This window comes from Pseudodesulfovibrio karagichevae, assembly GCF_041414475.1.
In the GTDB taxonomy this organism is placed as follows: Bacteria; Desulfobacterota; Desulfovibrionia; order Desulfovibrionales; family Desulfovibrionaceae; genus Pseudodesulfovibrio; species Pseudodesulfovibrio karagichevae.
This window is the reverse complement of the sequence record NZ_JBGLYH010000001.1, coordinates 1-17,701: the sequence shown is the minus strand read 5'-3', so window position 1 is coordinate 17,701 and position 17,701 is coordinate 1. Positions and strand designations below refer to the sequence as shown.

Annotated in this window: 14 protein-coding genes; 8 read left to right on the top strand and 6 right to left on the bottom strand. The window is 66.1% G+C overall.

Going from position 1 to position 17,701, the window contains the following annotated elements; all coding sequences use genetic code 11:
* The first annotated feature begins 41 nt into the window (after nt 1-41).
* From AB6M95_RS00070 to AB6M95_RS00055, 4 genes are all read left to right on the top strand, one after another.
* Nucleotides 42-2,048, top strand: a complete 2,007-nt coding sequence (locus AB6M95_RS00070; protein WP_371384683.1) for a GNAT family N-acetyltransferase — start codon at nt 42-44, stop codon at nt 2,046-2,048.
* A 12-nt stretch (nt 2,049-2,060) separates the two neighbouring features.
* The gene (locus AB6M95_RS00065; RefSeq protein WP_371384682.1) at nt 2,061-2,663 is read left to right on the top strand and encodes an SET domain-containing protein; all 603 of its coding nucleotides are present in this window, start codon (nt 2,061-2,063) and stop codon (nt 2,661-2,663) included.
* Between the two features lie 150 nt (nt 2,664-2,813).
* Nucleotides 2,814-4,172: a dihydrolipoyl dehydrogenase family protein gene (locus AB6M95_RS00060; RefSeq protein WP_371384681.1), complete on the top strand. Its 1,359-nt coding sequence runs from the start codon at nt 2,814-2,816 to the stop codon at nt 4,170-4,172.
* Nucleotides 4,169-5,062, top strand: a complete 894-nt coding sequence (locus AB6M95_RS00055) for an Lcl C-terminal domain-containing protein (RefSeq protein ID WP_371384680.1) — start codon at nt 4,169-4,171, stop codon at nt 5,060-5,062. Before AB6M95_RS00060 ends, AB6M95_RS00055 begins: the two co-directional genes overlap by 4 nt.
* Nucleotides 5,063-5,069: 7 nt before the next feature.
* On the opposite strand, the gene AB6M95_RS00050 is transcribed toward AB6M95_RS00055, so the two are convergent.
* Nucleotides 5,070-8,411: a hybrid sensor histidine kinase/response regulator gene (locus AB6M95_RS00050; protein ID WP_371384679.1), complete on the bottom strand. Its 3,342-nt coding sequence runs from the start codon at nt 8,409-8,411 to the stop codon at nt 5,070-5,072.
* 254 nt (nt 8,412-8,665) lie between these two features.
* Here AB6M95_RS00050 and AB6M95_RS00045 point away from each other — a divergent pair, with 254 nt between their 5' ends.
* Complete coding sequence (locus AB6M95_RS00045; RefSeq protein ID WP_371384678.1) at nt 8,666-9,691, top strand: HD-GYP domain-containing protein; 1,026 nt, start codon at nt 8,666-8,668, stop codon at nt 9,689-9,691.
* A 30-nt stretch (nt 9,692-9,721) separates the two neighbouring features.
* Here AB6M95_RS00045 and AB6M95_RS00040 read toward each other — a convergent pair whose 3' ends face one another.
* The 5 genes from AB6M95_RS00040 to AB6M95_RS00020 all read right to left on the bottom strand — a co-directional run bounded on the left by AB6M95_RS00040 (nt 9,722) and on the right by AB6M95_RS00020 (nt 15,278).
* Entirely contained in the window at nt 9,722-10,510 is a 789-nt protein-coding gene (locus AB6M95_RS00040) for a hypothetical protein (protein WP_371384677.1), read from the bottom strand.
* Nucleotides 10,511-10,513: 3 nt separating this feature from the next.
* Nucleotides 10,514-12,511, bottom strand: coding sequence for a DEAD/DEAH box helicase (locus AB6M95_RS00035; RefSeq protein ID WP_371384676.1), 1,998 nt, complete (start codon nt 12,509-12,511; stop codon nt 10,514-10,516).
* Between the two features lie 138 nt (nt 12,512-12,649).
* Nucleotides 12,650-13,429, bottom strand: a complete 780-nt coding sequence (locus AB6M95_RS00030; protein ID WP_371384675.1) for an NAD kinase — start codon at nt 13,427-13,429, stop codon at nt 12,650-12,652.
* A 37-nt stretch (nt 13,430-13,466) separates the two neighbouring features.
* Nucleotides 13,467-13,865 carry a VOC family protein gene (locus AB6M95_RS00025; protein ID WP_371384674.1) on the bottom strand — a complete coding sequence of 133 codons (399 nt, stop codon included), beginning with the start codon at nt 13,863-13,865 and terminating at the stop codon, nt 13,467-13,469.
* A gap of 84 nt (nt 13,866-13,949) precedes the next feature.
* Entirely contained in the window at nt 13,950-15,278 is a 1,329-nt protein-coding gene (locus AB6M95_RS00020) for a citrate synthase (protein WP_371384673.1), read from the bottom strand.
* A 385-nt stretch (nt 15,279-15,663) separates the two neighbouring features.
* On the opposite strand from AB6M95_RS00020, the gene AB6M95_RS00015 reads away from it, so the two are divergent.
* From AB6M95_RS00015 to AB6M95_RS00005, 3 genes are all read left to right on the top strand, one after another.
* Nucleotides 15,664-16,731, top strand: a complete 1,068-nt coding sequence (locus AB6M95_RS00015; RefSeq protein WP_371384672.1) for a 4Fe-4S dicluster domain-containing protein — start codon at nt 15,664-15,666, stop codon at nt 16,729-16,731.
* Nucleotides 16,721-17,182 (top strand): 4Fe-4S ferredoxin, encoded by a 462-nt coding sequence (locus AB6M95_RS00010; protein WP_371384671.1) that lies wholly within the window; start codon nt 16,721-16,723, stop codon nt 17,180-17,182. The genes AB6M95_RS00015 and AB6M95_RS00010 overlap by 11 nt, the downstream gene beginning before the upstream one ends.
* Nucleotides 17,183-17,290: 108 nt before the next feature.
* Nucleotides 17,291-17,626, top strand: coding sequence for a tRNA-binding protein (locus tag AB6M95_RS00005; RefSeq protein WP_371384670.1), 336 nt, complete (start codon nt 17,291-17,293; stop codon nt 17,624-17,626).
* Nucleotides 17,627-17,701: the final 75 nt, after the last annotated feature.

Below are 17,701 nucleotides of genomic sequence, written 5' to 3'. Positions count from 1 at the left end.
CGTGATTGCGGCCCGGGCAGTCTGCAACTTCGGGAGGCTTCATGAGCCTTGCGTGCGAGACGCCAGCCGTCTCCTTTCCATCCTCTTCCGTTCGTCCGGCGACCCTGGACGACCTGCCTCTATTCGAGGCCTGCGAGCGGACCGGCTTCAGCGAAAACCGACGATCCTCAAAGGCCAGCCTGAGGCACAGCATCACCAGCCCGTCCCAGCTGGCCCTGGTCATCGAAGGCAGGGCCAAGCGCAAAAAACCGGTCCCGGCCGGGTGCGCCGTGGTCTTCCAGTACAAGCGCTCCCTGCGCGTCTACTCCCTGGCCATTCTCAAGGAGCACCGCATGCTCGGCCTGGGCGAGGCCCTGGTCCGGCACATCGTGGAGTTCGCGGCCAGCCACGGGTACGAGCGCGTCACCCTGGAAGCGGACATGAACAATCCCAAGCTGGTCAACTGGTACCGCAAGTTCGGCTTCGAGCCGGTGCGCTCTCTGGCCGACTACTACGGCCCGGGCGAGCCCGCCGTGCGCATGGTCCTGTCGCCGCTGAACCGCGATGGGTCGCCCGAGAGCGTGGTCATCGTGGTCGACGAGCCGGGCCGGGTCCGGGACTGCTGCCCCGGCGTGCAGTTCTGCTCGGCCACGGACTACCTGGCGGACACCAACTACGCCGGGTCCAACCGGTTCCACGTCCTGAACCTGTGCACCTCGTACAAGACCCACTCCATGGGCTACTACGTCTCCCTGCTGGCCACGGCCCGCAACCACCGCGTGACCCCTTCGGTCATGACCGTGAAGGACGTGACCACCCCGCTGGTGGCGCAGAGCCTGCTCGACGAGCTCAAGGACACCCTCCACCCGAGGTCGTCGCTGCCCGACAAGGGCGCGCTTCTGGAGCTGACCATCATCCTCGGGCGCACCCCGGACCCGTGCCGGGCGGAGCTGGCCCGCAAGCTCTTTTCCCTGTTCGCCATCCCGTTTTTCACCATCACCATGGAGCGCCAGGAGGACGGCTGGAAGTTCCGCAAGGTCAAGCTTCTGCACCTCCGGCAGGTGGCCAGGGAGTGGCCCGAGCTGCTGCGCACGGCCCTGGAGGCCTTCTGCCTGAAGAAGCGCTACAACCGGCCCAGGCTCAAGAGCTACCAGTACGACCTGGCCATCCTGGCCGACGCGTCCGAGCCCACGCCGCCGTCCAGCCCCATGGCCTTGGAGAAATTTCGCAAGGCCGCCGAGAAGGTGGGCTTTTTCGTGGAGTTCATCACCAAGGCGGACCACCGGCGCATCTGCGAGTTCGATGCCCTGTTCATCCGCGAGACCACGGCCATGGACAACCACACCTACGCCATGTCCCGGCACGCCTACACCGAGGGGCTGGTGGTCGTGGACGACCCGTGGTCCATCATGCTCTGCTCCAACAAGGTCTACCTCCAGGAGCGGCTGGCCCATGCCGGGGTCAACCAGCCGCGCGGCTGGCACCTGACGCGCAAGGAGTGCACGCCCAAGTTCCTGAGCACCCTGCCCCTGCCCCTGGTCCTGAAGCTGCCCGAGAGCTCTTTTTCCCTAGGCGTGTTCCGGGTGTCCTCGGTGGAGGAGTTGGGCGACAAGCTGGTCGACATGTTCAAGCACACGGACCTGGTCATCGCCCAGGAGTTCCTGGTCTCGGCCTTTGACTGGCGGGTGGGGCTGCTCGACAACAAGCCGCTGTTCGCCTGCAAGTACTACATGGCCAACAACCACTGGCAGATCTACAACTGGCAGGAGAGCGAGGACCAGGACGGCAACGACTTCAGCGGGCGGTCCGAGACCATGCCCGTGGACAAGGTTCCGCCCCACATCCTCAAGGCGGCGGTCCAGGCCTCGTCCCTCATCGGCAACGGCTTCTACGGGGTGGACCTCAAGGACATGGGCGGCAAGGCCTACGTCATCGAGGTCAACGACAACCCCAACGTGGACGCGGGCATCGAGGACCTGGTTCTGGGCGACGAGCTCTACGAGCGCATCATGCGCTCCATCTACAACCGCATCGAGGCCGAGCGGCACCAGGTGCGCTACATCTATTAGACGAGGCCGCAGATGATCCATCCCCATACCAGGGTCCTGTCCGGGGACCCGTCCATCGGCGTCGGCGTGTTCGCCACCGCCCCCATCCCCAGGGGGACCGTCGTGGTGGTCCGCGACCGGTTCGACGTGAGTCTGAGCCGCGAGGCGTTTTGGGCCTTGCCCGAGGCCCAGCGCGCGGCCATGGAAACGTACATGTACCACGACAAGTGCGGCAACCTGGTCCTGAGCTGGGACCACGCCCGGTACATGAACCACAACTGCCACCCGACCACCATGATGACGGACTACAACCTGGAGATCGCGGTGCGCGACATCGCGGCCGGGGAGGAGCTGACCACCGAGTACGGGCTGCTCAACATCCAGGAGCCCTACGCCATCTGCTGCGGCTGCGTGGACTGCCGCGAGCACCTGCGGCTGGACGACATCGACGTGTTCGGCGACGAATGGGACGCGCGCATCCGCGAGAGCCTGGAGCGCATCCCGCGCGTGAAGCAGCCCCTGCTGCCCCTGCTGGCCGTGGAGCAGCGCGCCCGGCTGGAGGATTTCCTGGCGGGCAGGGCGGGCTATTCGTCGGTGCGCAATCTCAAGTGGCTGGCCGAACCGGTCTGCGGATAGCTTCGGCCGGGCCGGATTTTTCCCGCCGGGGCGGGACGCTTCCTTGTCGGAGCGTCCCGCCCTTTACTTTCCGCGTGAATGTGCGAGGATGGACGGAACGGGTCCGCCTCGGGCGGGCCGCAAACCTGGAACCATACCTGGAGCAGACCAGTGACCCGACAGACATATGACGTGATCGTGATCGGTTCCGGCCCGGCGGGGGGCATCGTCGCCCGCAGGCTCGGCGAGGCCGGATTGGACGTGGCCGTGGTGGAGAAGGACGGCTGGGGCGGGGTGTGCCCGCTGCGCGGGTGCGAGCCCAAGAAGACCCTGGCCGACATGACCCACGAGATCCTCCGGGTGCGCGACATGGCGACCCACGGCGTGGCGGGCAACGCGCGCGTGGACTGGGCCGCGCTCATGCGCTTCAAGCATTCGGTCATCGACCCCATCTCAGGCAGGGTCTTCGACTCCTTCCACGGCCGGGGCATCACCACCATCCAGGGCGAGGCAAGGTTCACCGGACCGGATACCGTGGAGGTGGAGGAGCTCGGGCCGCTCACGGCCCGGCACATCGTCGTGGCCTCCGGGGCCGTGCCGCGCAAGCTCGACATCCCTGGCGAAGGGCTGCTCCTGAACAGCGACCGGTTCCTCGACCTGGAGACCCTGCCCGAGTCCATCCTCTTCATCGGCGGCGGGTTCGTCTCCTTCGAGTTCGCCTGCATCGCGGCCGCGGCCGGGGCCAGGGCGACCATCCTGCACCGCAGCCGACGCGTGCTCAAGGGGTTCGACGAGGTCCTGGGCCGCAAGCTGGTCCAGGCCATGCAGGACCAGGGCGTCGCCGTGCATACCGACCATCCGGTCAAGGCGGTGGAGCCGTTCGAGGACGGCGTGCGCGTGCTCGTGAACGGGCCCGACGACGTGGAGATGGAGTTCGTGGCCGCCGCCGCGGTGAGCGGCGCGGGCCGCGTGCCCGACCTGGACGGCCTGGACCTGGACAAGGCGGGCGTGGAACAAAGCGGTCGCGGCATCAAGGTGGACGAGTACATGCGCAGCGTGTCCAATCCCGTGGTTTTCGGCGCGGGCGACTGCGTGGAGCCGGGCCATCCCCTGACCCCGGTGGCCGTCCTGCAGGCCGATACCGTGGTCCGCAACATCCTCGAAGAGGGCTCGGCCCGGTCCGACCTCTCGGGCACGGCCGGGGCGGTCTTCACCCACCCGACCCTGGCCTGCGCCGGGCTCCTGGAGGAGCAGGCCAGCGAGCAGGGCTACGATTTCAAGGTCTATGAGGGCGACGCGGCCAGGTGGTCCGAGCACAACCGGCTCGGCATGGCCCACGCGGGCTACCGCATCCTGGTGGAGCGGAGCACGGGCCGCATTCTCGGGGCGCACTACCTGGGCGCCCACGCCGAGGAGGTGGCCAACATCTTCGGCATGGCCATCCGCCACTCCCTGACCCGCGAGGACCTCCTGGCCCAACCGTGGGCCTATCCGTCCTTCGGGTACACCGTGAGGTACATGCTGGGATGACGGACGGCACGCCCCGCTTCACGGTCAGGGGAGATATCGTCGAGGACGGCCTGACCGGGCTGGCCTGGCCCCGGCTGGCCCAGCCCTTCGAGACCGGCCTGTCCTGGCCCGAGGCGTTCGAGGCCATCGAGGCCATGAACCGCGACAACCGCTTTGGCTTTTCGGACTGGCGGCTGCCCAACCGGCGGGAGCTCTATTCCCTGGTCGATCACCGGGAGCGCGAACCGGCCCTGTCGTCCGGCCATCCCTTCGAGCGCGTATGGGCGGGCAAGTGCTGGACCGCCACCACCTCGGCCCGCGACCACGCCTACGCCTGGTGGGTGCAGTTCAGCGGCGGGCGGATGTTCTTCGGCCGCAAGGTGGACGACGCGGTGGTCTGGCCCGTGCGCGGGGAGTCCGGGGTCCTGTGGGCCACCGGGCAGACCGGCTGTTTCGGCGCGGACGGCGCTTCCGTGGACTGCGCCGGGACCGGCCAGGACGGGGCGCTGCGCCTGGGCCGCCCCTGGCCTGAACCGAGGTTTCGCGCAAGCGGCGGCGAGGTCGAGGACCGCATGACCGGCCTGATCTGGCGGTGCGGGACCGACCTGGCCGGGGGCATGGTCGACCGGGAAACGGCGGGGCGGGCCGTGGAGGCCCTGGCCCGCGAGACCGGGCTGGCCTGGCGGCTGCCCGCCATCATGGAGCTGGAATCCCTGACCGACTGTTCGCGGGCCGACCCGGCCCTGCCTTCGGGCCATCCCTTCACGGACGTGCGCGAGGCCTACTGGTCGGCCACGGACAGCGGCTACGACCCGACCTGGTCGTTCTGCTACTACCTGCACAAGGGCGCGGTGGGCGTGGGCTTCAAGGCAAGCGCCGAGTTCCACGTCTGGGCCGTGCGATCGGCCTGAGCCGGGATCAGCCCCCGAGTCCGGGGTCCTCGTCCGGGCAGTGGTCCTCCCGGCACTGTTCCATGAGTTGGCGGAGAGTGTCGGCTGCCGAGGTGAAGTCGAACTGCCCGATGAGTTGGGCCAGCTCCCTGACATGGGACGGGGCGCTTTCCTCCAGCTCCTTCCGGATGGAGAGGAAACTTTTCTGCGCGTCGATGTCGTGGTGCTCGAGCAGGACGAGAAGCGTTTCGAGCTCTGGCAGCATGGCCCGGACGCCCTGGTCCTCGATCCGGCCGCGGTCGGCGGCCGGAATCTCGGGCTCGTCCTCGGGCGGGTACGCCTCGCGGATGCCCGAAGTCACCCGGCGGGCCTCGCGGACAGCCTCGTCCAGGCGGGTGCGCAGGTCTCCCTGGCCACCCAGGAGGGCCTGCTCGAGCAGGGCGAGGGTCTCGCGCAACCGGTCGGCCCCGATGTTGCCCGCCACGCCCTTGAGGTTGTGGACCACGCCCTGGCACGCCTCAAACCGCTCCGCCGAGGCGTCGGTCATGAGCTTTTCCAGGAGCCTGTCGCTGTCCTGGGCGAAATCGTTGAGCAGCTTCCGGTAGAGCTTCTCGTTGCCGCGCAGCCTGGCCAGCCCCTGGGCCGTGTCCACGCCGGGCAGGTCGGGCATGCGGTCCGGATTCTCGGCGGGCTTCACCGACCAGGGCGGGACCTGTCCTTCGCGATCCGGCAGCCAGCGGGACAGGGTCCGCATCAAATCCTCGGGGTCGATGGGCTTGGTCACGTGGTCGTTCATGCCCGCCTCGAGACTCTTTTCCCGGTCGCCCACCAGGGCGTGCGCGGTCATGGCGATGATCGGCAGGGAGTTCTTGCCCCCCTTGCGAATGGCCTTGGCCGCCTTGATCCCGTCCATGATCGGCATCTGGATGTCCATGAGCACGGCGTCGAAATCTTCGGCCATGGCCATATCCAAGGCCTCCCGTCCGTTGTCGGCGATGGTCACGCGGATGTCCGCGCCCTCGAGGATCTCCCGGGCCACCTGCTGATTGATTTCGTTGTCCTCGGCCAGGAGGATGTGCGCGCCGGGCAGGTTGGGCGGCACCCCGGCCTGTTCCGCGCGGGCGGACAGCCTGGGCCGTCGGTCGGTGTTGCCGGTCAGGGTGTCCATGATGGTGTCGAACAGGATGGAGCGGTTGAAGGGCTTGAGCATGTACCCGTCAATGCCGACTTCCTGCGCCCGGAGGCGGATGGACTCCTGGCCGTAGGCCGTGAGCATGATGATCTTGGGGTCGTGCCTTATGTCCGTGTCCTTGCGGATGCGCAGGGCCAGCTGGATGCCGTCGGTGTCCGGCATGTTCCAGTCCGTGATGACCAGCCGGAACGGGTCGGTCTCGTCCCGTTCCTCGAGCAGGGCCAGGGCGTCCACGGCGCATTCCGCCTCCTCCACCCTGAAGGTGAAGGACTCGAGAACCTTGCACAGGACCATGCGCGACATCCGGCTGTCGTCGACCACCAGGACGTGCAGCCCCTTGATCTCGATCGGATATTCAAAGGAGTCGTCCGCGTGGTTGGGCTGGAGCTTCAGGGGGATGGTGAAGGAGAACTCGCTGCCCTTGCCCGGCTCGCTGGTCACGGTCATTTCGCCGCCCATAATCTCCACCAGTCTTTTCGAGATGGACAGCCCCAGGCCGGTACCGCCGAACTGGCGGGTGATGGAGCCGTCGGCCTGGCTGAAGGGCTGGAACAGCCTGTCCATGTGCTCCCGGCTGATGCCGATGCCCGTGTCCCGGACGCTGAACCGGATGACGGCCCTGACCCTGTCCTGCTCGAGGAGGTGGGCCTGGAGGACGACCACGCCTTTCTCCGTGAACTTGACGGCGTTGTTGGTCAGGTTGAGCAGCACCTGGCCCAGCCTGAGCGCATCGCCCCGGAGCTGGTTGGGCACAGTGCTGCGGACCATGAGCAGGAATTCGATGCCCTTCTGCTCCGCGGTCAGGCCGAGCATGTTGATGATGTTGTTGAACACGTCGTCCAGGAGGAAGTCCGCCTCGTCCATGGTCAGCCTGCCCGCCTCGATCTTGGAGAAGTCGAGGATGTCGTTGATGATCCCGAGCAGGGATTTGGCCGACAGGGAGACCTTGGACAGGTAGTCCGACTGCTTGGCCGTCAGTTCGGTCTTGAGGGCCAGATGGGTCAGGCCGATAATGGCGTTCATGGGGGTGCGGATTTCATGGCTCATGCGCGCCAGGAAGTCGCTTTTGGCCCGGTTGGCCTCCTCGGCGGCCCGGCGGACGGCGTCGAGTTCCCGGGCGCTGCGCTCCCGGGCGGCGGCGAACCGAGCCCTGGTCAGGCCGATCAGGACCGACAGCAGGAAGATACTCCCGAAGATGGCCAGGTAGCGGGCGCGCACTGCGATGATGTTGCTCTGGAGAGCCTCCCTTGATGTGAAGCAGACCACCTTCCACTCGTGGGATTGGGCCACCTTGACGTGGTCGGTCTTCACGGGCGTGACGTGGATGGTGCCGACCGTGTAGAGGCCGTTCCGGGTGGAGAACTGGCCCTCTTCCAGGTCTTTAATCCGTGCCCACGCTTCGGGATATTCCACGCTGAAGCGCAGCTTTTCACGGCCGGGGTACATGAAGGCCCAGTTCTTTTCCGGGTAGGGGGAGGCGAGCCAATATCCGTTCTCGTTGAGGAGCATGATCGGACCGCCATTCGGGTGCCCGCCGTCGTCGAGGCGGTCGATGATTCGCTTGCCGAAGTAGTTGAGGATGGCGAAGCCGATGCGTCGCCCGGAGTCGTCGTAGACCGGGGTGGACACCCGGATCATGGGCTTCAGGGGCATCTCGATCTGCTTGTGCTCGACGTTCAGGTCGAAGGGGGAGATATATATCTCGCCGTTCATCAGGGACAGGGAATCCAGGAAATAGTAGCGGTCGGCCTTGTTCTGGAGCTTGTCGACGGGGACCGGCGCGGGGTGGCCGTCGTTGTAGTTGATCCGGAGCAGCTCCATGCCGTCGTTGCCCAGGATGCGAATCTGGTCATAGGCTCCGCTGATGGTGCTCAGGGCCAGGAGTTCGCGGTCGAGGTCGCTGCGGTTGCGTTTGGTCGGGCCCTGGAGAAAGTGCCGGGTCTCCACATGGTTGGCCACCAGGTAGAGGTCCATGAACAGGGCCTGGAGATCCAGGTCGATGCTCTGGGTCACCATCCTGTTGTGGATGGACTCGTTCAACTCAAGGGATTTCTCGATGGAATCCGCCGCCTGGGCGTACAGGAAGTAGATGCCCAGGGCGGCGAGGGCGGTCAGGAAGATGACGGTTCCAAGGAAACTGCGTAGAGCCAGGGAAATATCGGAGTAGTGCTTCAACATGGCGTTCTCAATGTGCGGTGCCGTCGGGTTGCATCGATTTGGACAAAGGATACCAGCAAAACAAACACGCGAAGTATTATAATCGGGTAATTTTTCCTATTGTGCCGCAATCTGGCTATCTAACTGATATTTATCCGCCTATTTGCGGCGGATGGCAAGGCCCGCGAAGGAAAAACTCCAATTATAATTGCCCGCGCACTGTCCGGTGAGGATGATTTTACACAGGCGTATGTCGGGCAAATATCGGAGGTTGCATGGCGGACAGGGAAAAGCAGACCGTGCTGGTGGTGGACGACATCCCCACGAATCTCGACCTGCTGGTGGAGACGTTGAAGGACGAATACCGAGTCCTGGCGGCGCTCAGCGGCCAGGAGGCCCTGGACATCGTCCATTCTAGCACGCCGCCGGACATCGTCCTCCTGGACGTCATGATGCCCTACATGGACGGGTACACCGTCTGCGAGCGGATCAAGGCCGACCTGCGCTCCCGGAATATCCCGGTCATCTTCGTCACGGCCCGAGATCAGGAGGAGGACCAGACCAGGGGGTTCGAGGTCGGTGGCGTGGACTACATCACCAAGCCGGTCAGCCCGGCCGTTGTCCTGGCCAGGGTGCGCACCCATCTGGCCCTGCACAACCAGAACCTGGCCCTGGAGCGCAAGGTGGCCGAGCGCTCCCGCGACCTCTACGAGACCCGTCTGCAGATCATCCGCAGGCTCAGCGTGGCCGCCGAATACAAGGACAACGAGACCGGCCTGCACATCGTCCGCATGAGCGGCTATTGCCGCGCACTGGCCCTGGCCGCCGGTCTGGACGAGGAGGCCGCCGACCTCATCCACAGCGCGGCCCCCATGCACGACGTGGGCAAGATCGGCATCCCGGACCACATCCTGACCAAGCCCGCCAGGCTCGACCCGGACGAGTGGGAGATCATGAAGACCCACACGACCATCGGCGCGAAGATTATCGGCGAACACGACAACCGGCTCATGTTCATGGCCCGGCGCATCGCCCTGACCCACCACGAGCGGTGGGACGGCACGGGCTATCCCGAGGGGTTGGCCGGGGAGGACATCCCGCTTGAGGGGCGTCTCGTGGCCCTGGCCGACGTGTTCGATGCCCTGACCTTCAGGCGGCCCTACAAGGAGGCCTGGCCCGAGGATAAGGCGTGCGCGCACATCCGCGAGCAGCGGGGGCGCCATTTCGACCCCGAGCTCACGGACCTCTTCCTGGACAACCTGGAGACCCTGCGCGAGATCAGGGCCAGCGTGGGCGAATAGGGCGGATGCCCTTGGCAGGCGGCCGCCGGATCAGGCGAACCGCTCCCGGATCATTTTGAAGAGCGACGGCTTGCGGTCGTATTGATGGACCAGGTGGGCGACGCGCCCGGCCCGGTTCAGGACCTCGCCGCGCACGTCGAGCGCCGGTTCGCCCCTGGTCTGGGCCAGGGTCAGGATCGGCCCCGCGTTGTCGAACAGGGTCAGGCCGGCGAGCCCGCCCGTGTGCACGAGGTGGTTGTGCACGCCCTGGTCGTATCCGGCCATGCATTCGCCGGTGGACGGGGGCAGGAGCAGCCCGGTCATCCGTTCGAGATAGGCGAGCATGGAGGCGTGGTCGGCCACGGTGGTCCCGGAACAGGACACGGGCCGGTCCGCGATGGCGGCCAGGGCGGCCTCGCCCAGGTGTTCGCGCACCCAGCGGGCGTTGAACGGGCAGGACCCCACGGAGGCCGAGGGGTCCTCCAGGGCGCAGCAGACGCCCTCCGGCCAGGGGAAGGCGAAGGGATCGCGCTGGAAGACCACGTCGCGCACGTCGCTGATCAGAATGCGCTCGTAGGTTTTGCCGCTGGTCCGCAGATATTTCAGATACAGGAAATAGCGCAGCCCGTTGCAGGGCACGTCCTCGAGGCCCGGGGCCCGGTCCATGGGCAGGAGCTCGGCCCCGTGGGCGCGCATGCGGTCGAGGTCGCGGGTGGTTTCCGAGACGAAGAAAACGAGATCGCCCGCATACGCCGCCCTGTCCAGGGAGGCGAGAAACGGGCGAACGTCGCCATAGTGATAGCCTGCGGCCAGGCCGAGAATCAGGTTCCCGCGGCCCACGGCCTAGTTGCCGGAGGGCTTGCGCCGCCTTCTGCGCCTGCGGCGCTTGACGGTGGGCCTGGCTTCCGCGTCCTCGCTTCCGGTGGAGCCGCCGTCGTGCGGTTCATCGAAAATGTCGCGGAGTTCCGGCGCGGGCCGGTCGTCCTGTGGCTTGGCCGTCCGGCGTCCCCTGGACCTGGGCGGGCGGGACTGTTCCTTGGCCGCCTGGGGTTCACGGGGTTCGCGCTGCTCGCGGGGCTCCTGGGGTTCACGCGGCTCCTTGGGCTCACGCGGCTCCTTGGGCTCACGCGGTTCGCGGGGTTCTTTGGGCTCACGCTGTCCTTTGGGCTCACGCTGTTCGCGGGGCTCACGTTGCTCCCGGGATTCCCGGGGCTCGCGCTGTTCGCGCGGTTCCCTGGGCGCACGCGGCTCGCGCGGCTCTTGGGATTCGCGAGGCTCCCGAGGTTCTCGGGGCTCGCGGGGTTCGCTGGGCTCGTCATCCCGGGCCGGGCGTTCGGAGCGGACCGGCTTCTCGGGCCGGGCGGGCCGGTCGGAGCGCCGTTCCCTGGGGGACTCGGCGGACCGGCGGTTTCTGCCGCCGCGTTCGCGGGGCGCGGGCCGTTCGCGCCGGGGTTCGTCGGTGGTGTCGGGCTCGGCGGGTTTGCCGTGCAGGGTGGGCTGGTACAGCTCGTCCAGGAGCATGGCCAGCAGGGCCAGGGACTCCTCGTCCTCGGCGTACTTCTTGGCCAGGGGCAGGAAGCGGGAGACCCGCTCGCGCTGCAGGTTGGTCAGCTTGCGGTAGTTCTTTTCCAGCATGGCGGTCAGCCGCTCCCCGATGATGGCGGTCACATCGTCATCGGTGGGGTCCTTGATCTCCTCGAAGTGGATCTTGAACCGGGCGGCGATGCGCTCGAGCTCCATCTTCTGGATGACGTCCACCATGGTGATGGCCGTTCCCGAGGCCCCGGCCCGGCCGGTGCGGCCCGCGCGGTGCACATAGGACTCCGGGTCCTCGGGCGGCTCCATCATGAACACGTGGGACAGTTCCGGGATGTCGATGCCGCGCGCGGCCACGTCCGTGGCCACCAGGAAGCGCAGCTGGCCCGCCTTGATGCGGGTCATGAGCTGTTCGCGCTTGTTCTGGGTCAGGTCCGAGGTCAGTCCCTCGGCGTCGAACCCGAACTGGGAGAGCAGGGCGGCGGTGAATTCCACGTTCCGTTTGGTGTTGGAGAAGATGATCGCCGAGGAGGGGTTCTCCAGCTCGATGAGCTTGATGAGCTTGCGCTCCTTGCCCATGGCCGGGACCTCCACGAACTGGTGGGCGATGGCCGAGACGTTCTCCTCGTCCGAGGAGAGGCTCAGGAACTGCGGCGTGACCATGAACTCCTCGGCCAAGCGCAGCACGCTGGGCGGGAAGGTGGCCGAGAACATGAAGGCGCCGTCGATGTTGCGCGGCAGGTATCGCTTGACCTCAACCATGTCCGGGTAAAAGCCCACGGAAAGCATGCGGTCCGCCTCGTCGAAGATGACGACCTTGAGGTCGTCCAAGGTCAGGTTGCGGCGCATGAGGTGGTCCAGGATGCGGCCGGGTGTGCCGACCACCAGGTTCGCGCCCTCGCGGAAGGCGTCGAGCTGCTCCTTGTAGCCCACGCCGCCGTACACGGCCACGACCTTGAAGTCGTCACCGGCCAGCATGCGCGCGTCCTGGGCGACCTGTTTGGCCAGCTCGCGGGTGGGCACCATGACCAGGGCCTGGCAGGTGTGCCGGGTGCGGTCGAGCTTGTGCACCAGCGGCAGCACGAAGGCGCCGGTCTTGCCGGACCCCGTGCGGGCCTGGACCATGACGTCCTGGTTTTCGAGGAGGAAGGGGATGGCCCGTTCCTGGACAGGCATGAGCTTGTCCCAGCCGGCGCGTTCGCAGGCTTGCCGCAGCGCCTCGGGCAGGGTGTCGAAGGTGATCGGCGCGGGGCCGGTTGCCGTTGTTTCGGTCCCGTTGTCGGGATGCATTGTGTCGTTTTCCATTTCTACCTACTGTGTGATGTGGATTCCGGCCATTGATTACGATGTATAAGTGGGCCGGAATGGGAAATTCGTTCGTTGCGGGCAACACTATACCGTATTTGCCCGGTTGTACAATACGCCCCATGGAGGGGTCCGGGATCAGTGCACGAACTGTTCGTTGAAGATGCGCTCCTCCAGGGAGTGGTCGGGGTCGAACAGGACCAGGGCGGGCCGGGAATGGTCCTCGACCACGCGCACCTTGACCACGCCCCGGACCTCGAAGGAGTCGGCGGCCGCGCCCACGGGACGGTGTTCCGGGTCGAGAATTTCGAACTCCACCTCGGCGGAGTGGGGCAAAAGCGCGCCGTTCCAGCGCCGGGGCCGGAACGGGCTGACCGGCGTCAGGGCCAGGACGTTGGACCCGATGGGAATGATCGGGCCGTGGGCGGACAGGTTGTAGGCCGTGCTCCCGGCCGGGGTGGCCACCATGACGCCGTCGCAGACGAGCCGGTCCAGCCGTTCGCGCCCGTTGATGCTCACCCGGATATTGGCCGACTGCTGGGAGTAGCGGTGCAGGGCCACCTCGTTGAAGGCCAGGGCCGAACTGGTCCGCCCGCCGATGGTCTCGGCGGTCATGACCAGGGGGTTGAGGAGCACGCGGTGGGCCCGGTTGAGCCGCTCCATGAGCCCGTCGGGCTTGAAGCGGTTGAGCAGGAAGCCGATGGTCCCCCGGTTCATGCCGTAGATGGGGATGCCCGTGTCCAGGTAGTCGTGCACGGTCTGGAGCATGAACCCGTCGCCGCCCAGAGCCACCAGGACGTCGGCCTCCTTGGCCGGGACCAGGTCGTAGCGGTCGGCCAGCTGTTTGAGACCGTCGCGCGCCTTGGGCGAATCCGAGGCCACGCAGGCGATTTTCCGGATCGCCGGATGGATTTCCATACCCGGCCCGTCCGGCTTCAGCCCGTATCCGTTTCGCCTATTCACCGGCGCTCCGGGCGTATGTGACGAGATTCAGGGCTATCCCCTGCGGATCGCGGATGGCGCAGAACCGGCCCACGTTCGGGATGTCGGTGGGCGGGACCAGGAGTTCGCCGCCGAGGGCGACGGCCTCCTTCGCTGAGGCGTCCACGTCGTCCACCGTGACGTACGGGTCCCAGCACGGCGCGACGTTCTCGGCGACGTTGCCGTCCTTGAGCATCATGCCGCCGACCATGTCCTGGCCCTTGAAGGCTACCAGGTAGGTGTTTCCGTAGATGGTTTCGGACTCCACGAACGTCCAGCCGAACAGCCTGCCATAGAAAGCCCTGGCGGACTCGAGGTCGGTGGTGATCAGTTCGTTCCAGCTGAATGCGCCGTGGGTTTCGCGTGGCTGCATGGGAGGGCCTTCGGGACGGGGTTTGGCGGGGCGAAGCGACGGCCCCGGCCGGGAAGCCGGGGCCGTCCGAAACGTCTGTCGTCGTTAGAGCCTGGAATCCAGGGGGACGTACTCCCTGGGTTCGCGCCCGGTGTATATCTGGCGCGGCCGGTGGATCTTGGTGGTGCCGTCGGCGTAGGCCTCGTACCAGTGGGCGATCCAGCCGGGCATGCGGCCGATGGCGAACATCACCGTGAACATGTTTACCGGGATGTTCAGGGCGCGCAGGATGATGCCGGAGTAGAAGTCCACGTTGGGGTAGAGCTTGCGCTCGATGAAGTAGTCGTCGCTCATGGCCGCGTCGGCCATCTCCAGGGCGATGTCCAGCAGCGGATCGTCGTTGCCCGTGGATTCGAGCATGTCGTGGGCGGCCTTGCGCAGTATCCTGGCCCTCGGGTCGAAGGACTTGTAGATGCGGTGGCCGAAGCCCATGAGCTTGCATTCCTTGCGCTTGACCTTCTCGAGGTACTCGGGGATGGACGTGCCGCCCTCGTGGATCTGTTCGAGCATCTCGATGACGCCCGCGTTGGCCCCGCCGTGGAGGCGGCCCCACAGGGCGCAGATGCCTGCCGAGACCGAGGCGAACAGGTTGGCCTCGGTGGATTGGACCATGCGCACGGTGGAGCAGGAGCAGTTCTGCTCGTGGTCGGCGTGGAGCAGGAAGAACAGGGTCAGGGCGCGAACCTGGGCGTCCGTGGGCTCATAGTTGCGGTGCGGGATGGAGTGCATCATATGCAGGAAGTTCCGGCAGTAGGAGAGTTTCGGGTCCGGGTACATGAAGGGCAGCCCCTGGGCCTTGCGGTAGGACCAGGCCGCGATGGTGCGCACCTTGGAGATGATCTTGGCCGCGGCCCGCAGGAAGTCCTCCTTGGAGTCGATCTCCAGGAGGTCCGGGTGGTAACAGCCCAGCGCGTTGATCACGGCGGACAGGATGGCCATGGGGTGCCCGGTGGACGGGAACCCTTCGAAATGGTGGCGGAGGCCTTCGTGCAACAGCTCCTGCTCGCTGAGCAGGTCGCGGAATTTCTGGCGCTGGCTGCGCGTGGGCAGGTCGCCGAAAATGAGCAGGTAGGCGGTCTCGATGAACGTGCCGTGTTCGGCCAGCTGCTCGATGGGATAGCCGCGATAGCGCAGGATGCCGTTTTCGCCGTCCACAAAGGTCACGTCGCTCTTGCAGGAGCCGGTGTTCGCGTAGCCGGGGTCGTAGGTGATGTACCCGGACTCGCTTCGCAGACAGGTGATGTCGATGGCGTGTTCGTTTTCGGTGCCGATGATCACGGGCAGCTCGAAGGTCTTATCGTCGATGATGAGTTTGGCGGTCTTGCCGCCGGCGTATTTGTCGTCTTTGAGCATCTCGTTACCTCTGGAAATCATACGTCAAGCCTCCCAACCGTTGTCGGGCTTCGAAGGAAATTCGGTCGTCTGGCCTGGTTCCGGTCGGCCTTGGGGGTCAGGCCGTACCATGCGATGGAAGCTTCCGATCAAGAGCGGACTAACAATCCGAATCGAATACTTATAATGAAATGGTTGTCGTGTCAAACGCCGTGTTGGGAGGTGTGGGCGTAAGTCTAATTATAACAATGGGTTGGTGTTCGAAAATAGGGCAGTTTCCCGTCCCGGCTCAGGCCCGTTCTTCGGGATTGCCGCCCAAGGCGCACCTCGGGGTTGACTTTCCGAATTATACCCCTATAGGGTATGTGTCGAACGCCGGAAGGATGTCCGGTCCGCAAACATTACCAAGACGAGGTTGCAAACCGACATGGCAGAGAAGAAACATCGGACGGGGACCATCAGCCGACGCGGGTTCCTCAAGACCCTCGGCGTGGGCTCTGCCGGGGCGCTGATTCCGGCCGCTCCCGCGCTGGCCGCGCAGGAAAGGGTGCCCGCTCCGTCGGACGGCGAGCTGGCCACCCTGCTCGACCTGTCCAAATGCATCGGCTGCGGCGCCTGCGTGGAGGCCTGCCGCGAATCCAACGCCGCCAAGTTCCCGGAGCCGGTCAAGCCGTTCCCGGCCATGCTCCCGTCCCGTCGGGCCAAGCCCGAGGACTGGTCGGACCTGCGCGACGTGGACGACCGGCTGACGCCCTACAACTGGCTCTTCCTGCAGAACGCCGAGGTCGAGTACCGGGGCGAATCCTTTGATATCAACATCCCCCGGCGGTGCATGCACTGCCAGAACCCGCCCTGCGCCAACATGTGTCCCTTCGGCGCGGCCAACAAGCAGGTCAACGGCCTGACCCGCATCAGCCCGAACCTGTGCATGGGCGGGGCCAAGTGCCGGGCCGTCTGTCCGTGGCACATCCCCCAGCGCCAGTCCGGCGTGGGGCTGTACCGCCACCTCATGCCGCGCCTGGCGGGCAACGGGGTCATGTACAAGTGCGACCGCTGTTACCAGCTCCTGGACAAGGGCGAGCTGCCCGCGTGCATCGCGGTCTGCCCGGAGAACGTCCAGACCATCGGCCCGCGCCATGAGATCGTGGCCCGCGCCCAGGAACTGGCCAAGGAGATGGCCGGGTTCATCTATGGCCTGGAGGAGAACGGCGGGACCAACACCCTGTACGTCTCCCCGGTCCCGTTCGAGCTCATCAACCGGGCCATCGACAGGGACTCCGGGCCCGGCGCGAACAAGACTGCCGGACCGGGCAAGCAGAAGCGCGGTCCGCTCGGCCCCGGCAAGCCGCACATGGGCCCGGTCAAGGACGTCATGGCCGACGAGACCAACTTGGCCGCGGCCGCGTTCATCGCCCCGGTGGCGGGCATCGCCGCGGGCGTGCTCGGCCTGGGCTCCAAGCTGCTGAACAAGGGGGAGGGCGATCATGAGGACTAGACCCTATCCCGCCTGGATTTCCCGGCTGTTCATCCTGCTGGTGGCCGCCCTGACCTTCACCGGGTTCATGCAGATGCCCCTGGCCAAGCGCTACGCCCTGACCACCCTGCCGGGCATGGCCTGGACCGGCGACTTCTTCCTGGTCCACAAGATCCATTACGTCCTGGGCGCCGGTCTCCTCTTCCTGGTCGCCCTGGTCGCGGCCAATTGGCTCAAGGCCTGGCGGGGCCGACTCACCCTGACCGGCCTGGGTCTGGCCCGCGCCGTGGTCGTGGGCGGGCTGCTCGCGTCCGGTCTGCTGCGCGTCTACCGCAACCTGCCCGGCGTGACCCTGGACCCGGCCTGGATACTGGCCATCGAGTGGACGCACCTCATCCTGGTCATGGTTCTGGGCGTGCTCGCCCTCGTCGCGCTTGTCCGCAAATCCTCGGCCTACGCCGTGCGCAGATAGTTTCCGTCACACTCCATTCCCATAGCCGGAAAGGGGGCCCTCGGGTCCCCTTTCTCGCGTCCTGCAAACGTGGTACCTGCACCCGAACACAACCAAACGGAGAGCCCCATGGAAACCATATCCTGGAACGATTTCGAAAAAGTGGAATTGCGCGTGGGCACCATCGTCAAGGTCGAGCCCTTTCCCGAGGCCCGCGTCCCGGCCTACAAACTCGTGGTCGATTTCGGCGAGGACATCGGCACCCGCAAGTCCAGCGCCCAGATCACCGACCTCTACACGCCCGAGGAACTCGTCGGCAAACAGATCGTCGGCGTGGTCAACTTCCCGCCCAAACAGATCGGCCCCATGCGCTCCGAATGCCTGGTCACCGGCTTCTACCGAACCGACGGCGTCGTCCTCGCCACCCCCGACAAACCCTGCCCCAACGGCCTCAAGCTGGGATAAGAATGCCTCCGGCGGCCGGGGGAAGGGGAGGAAAACCCCTTTGAAAAGGGTTCTTTCCTCCCCTTCCCCCGGACC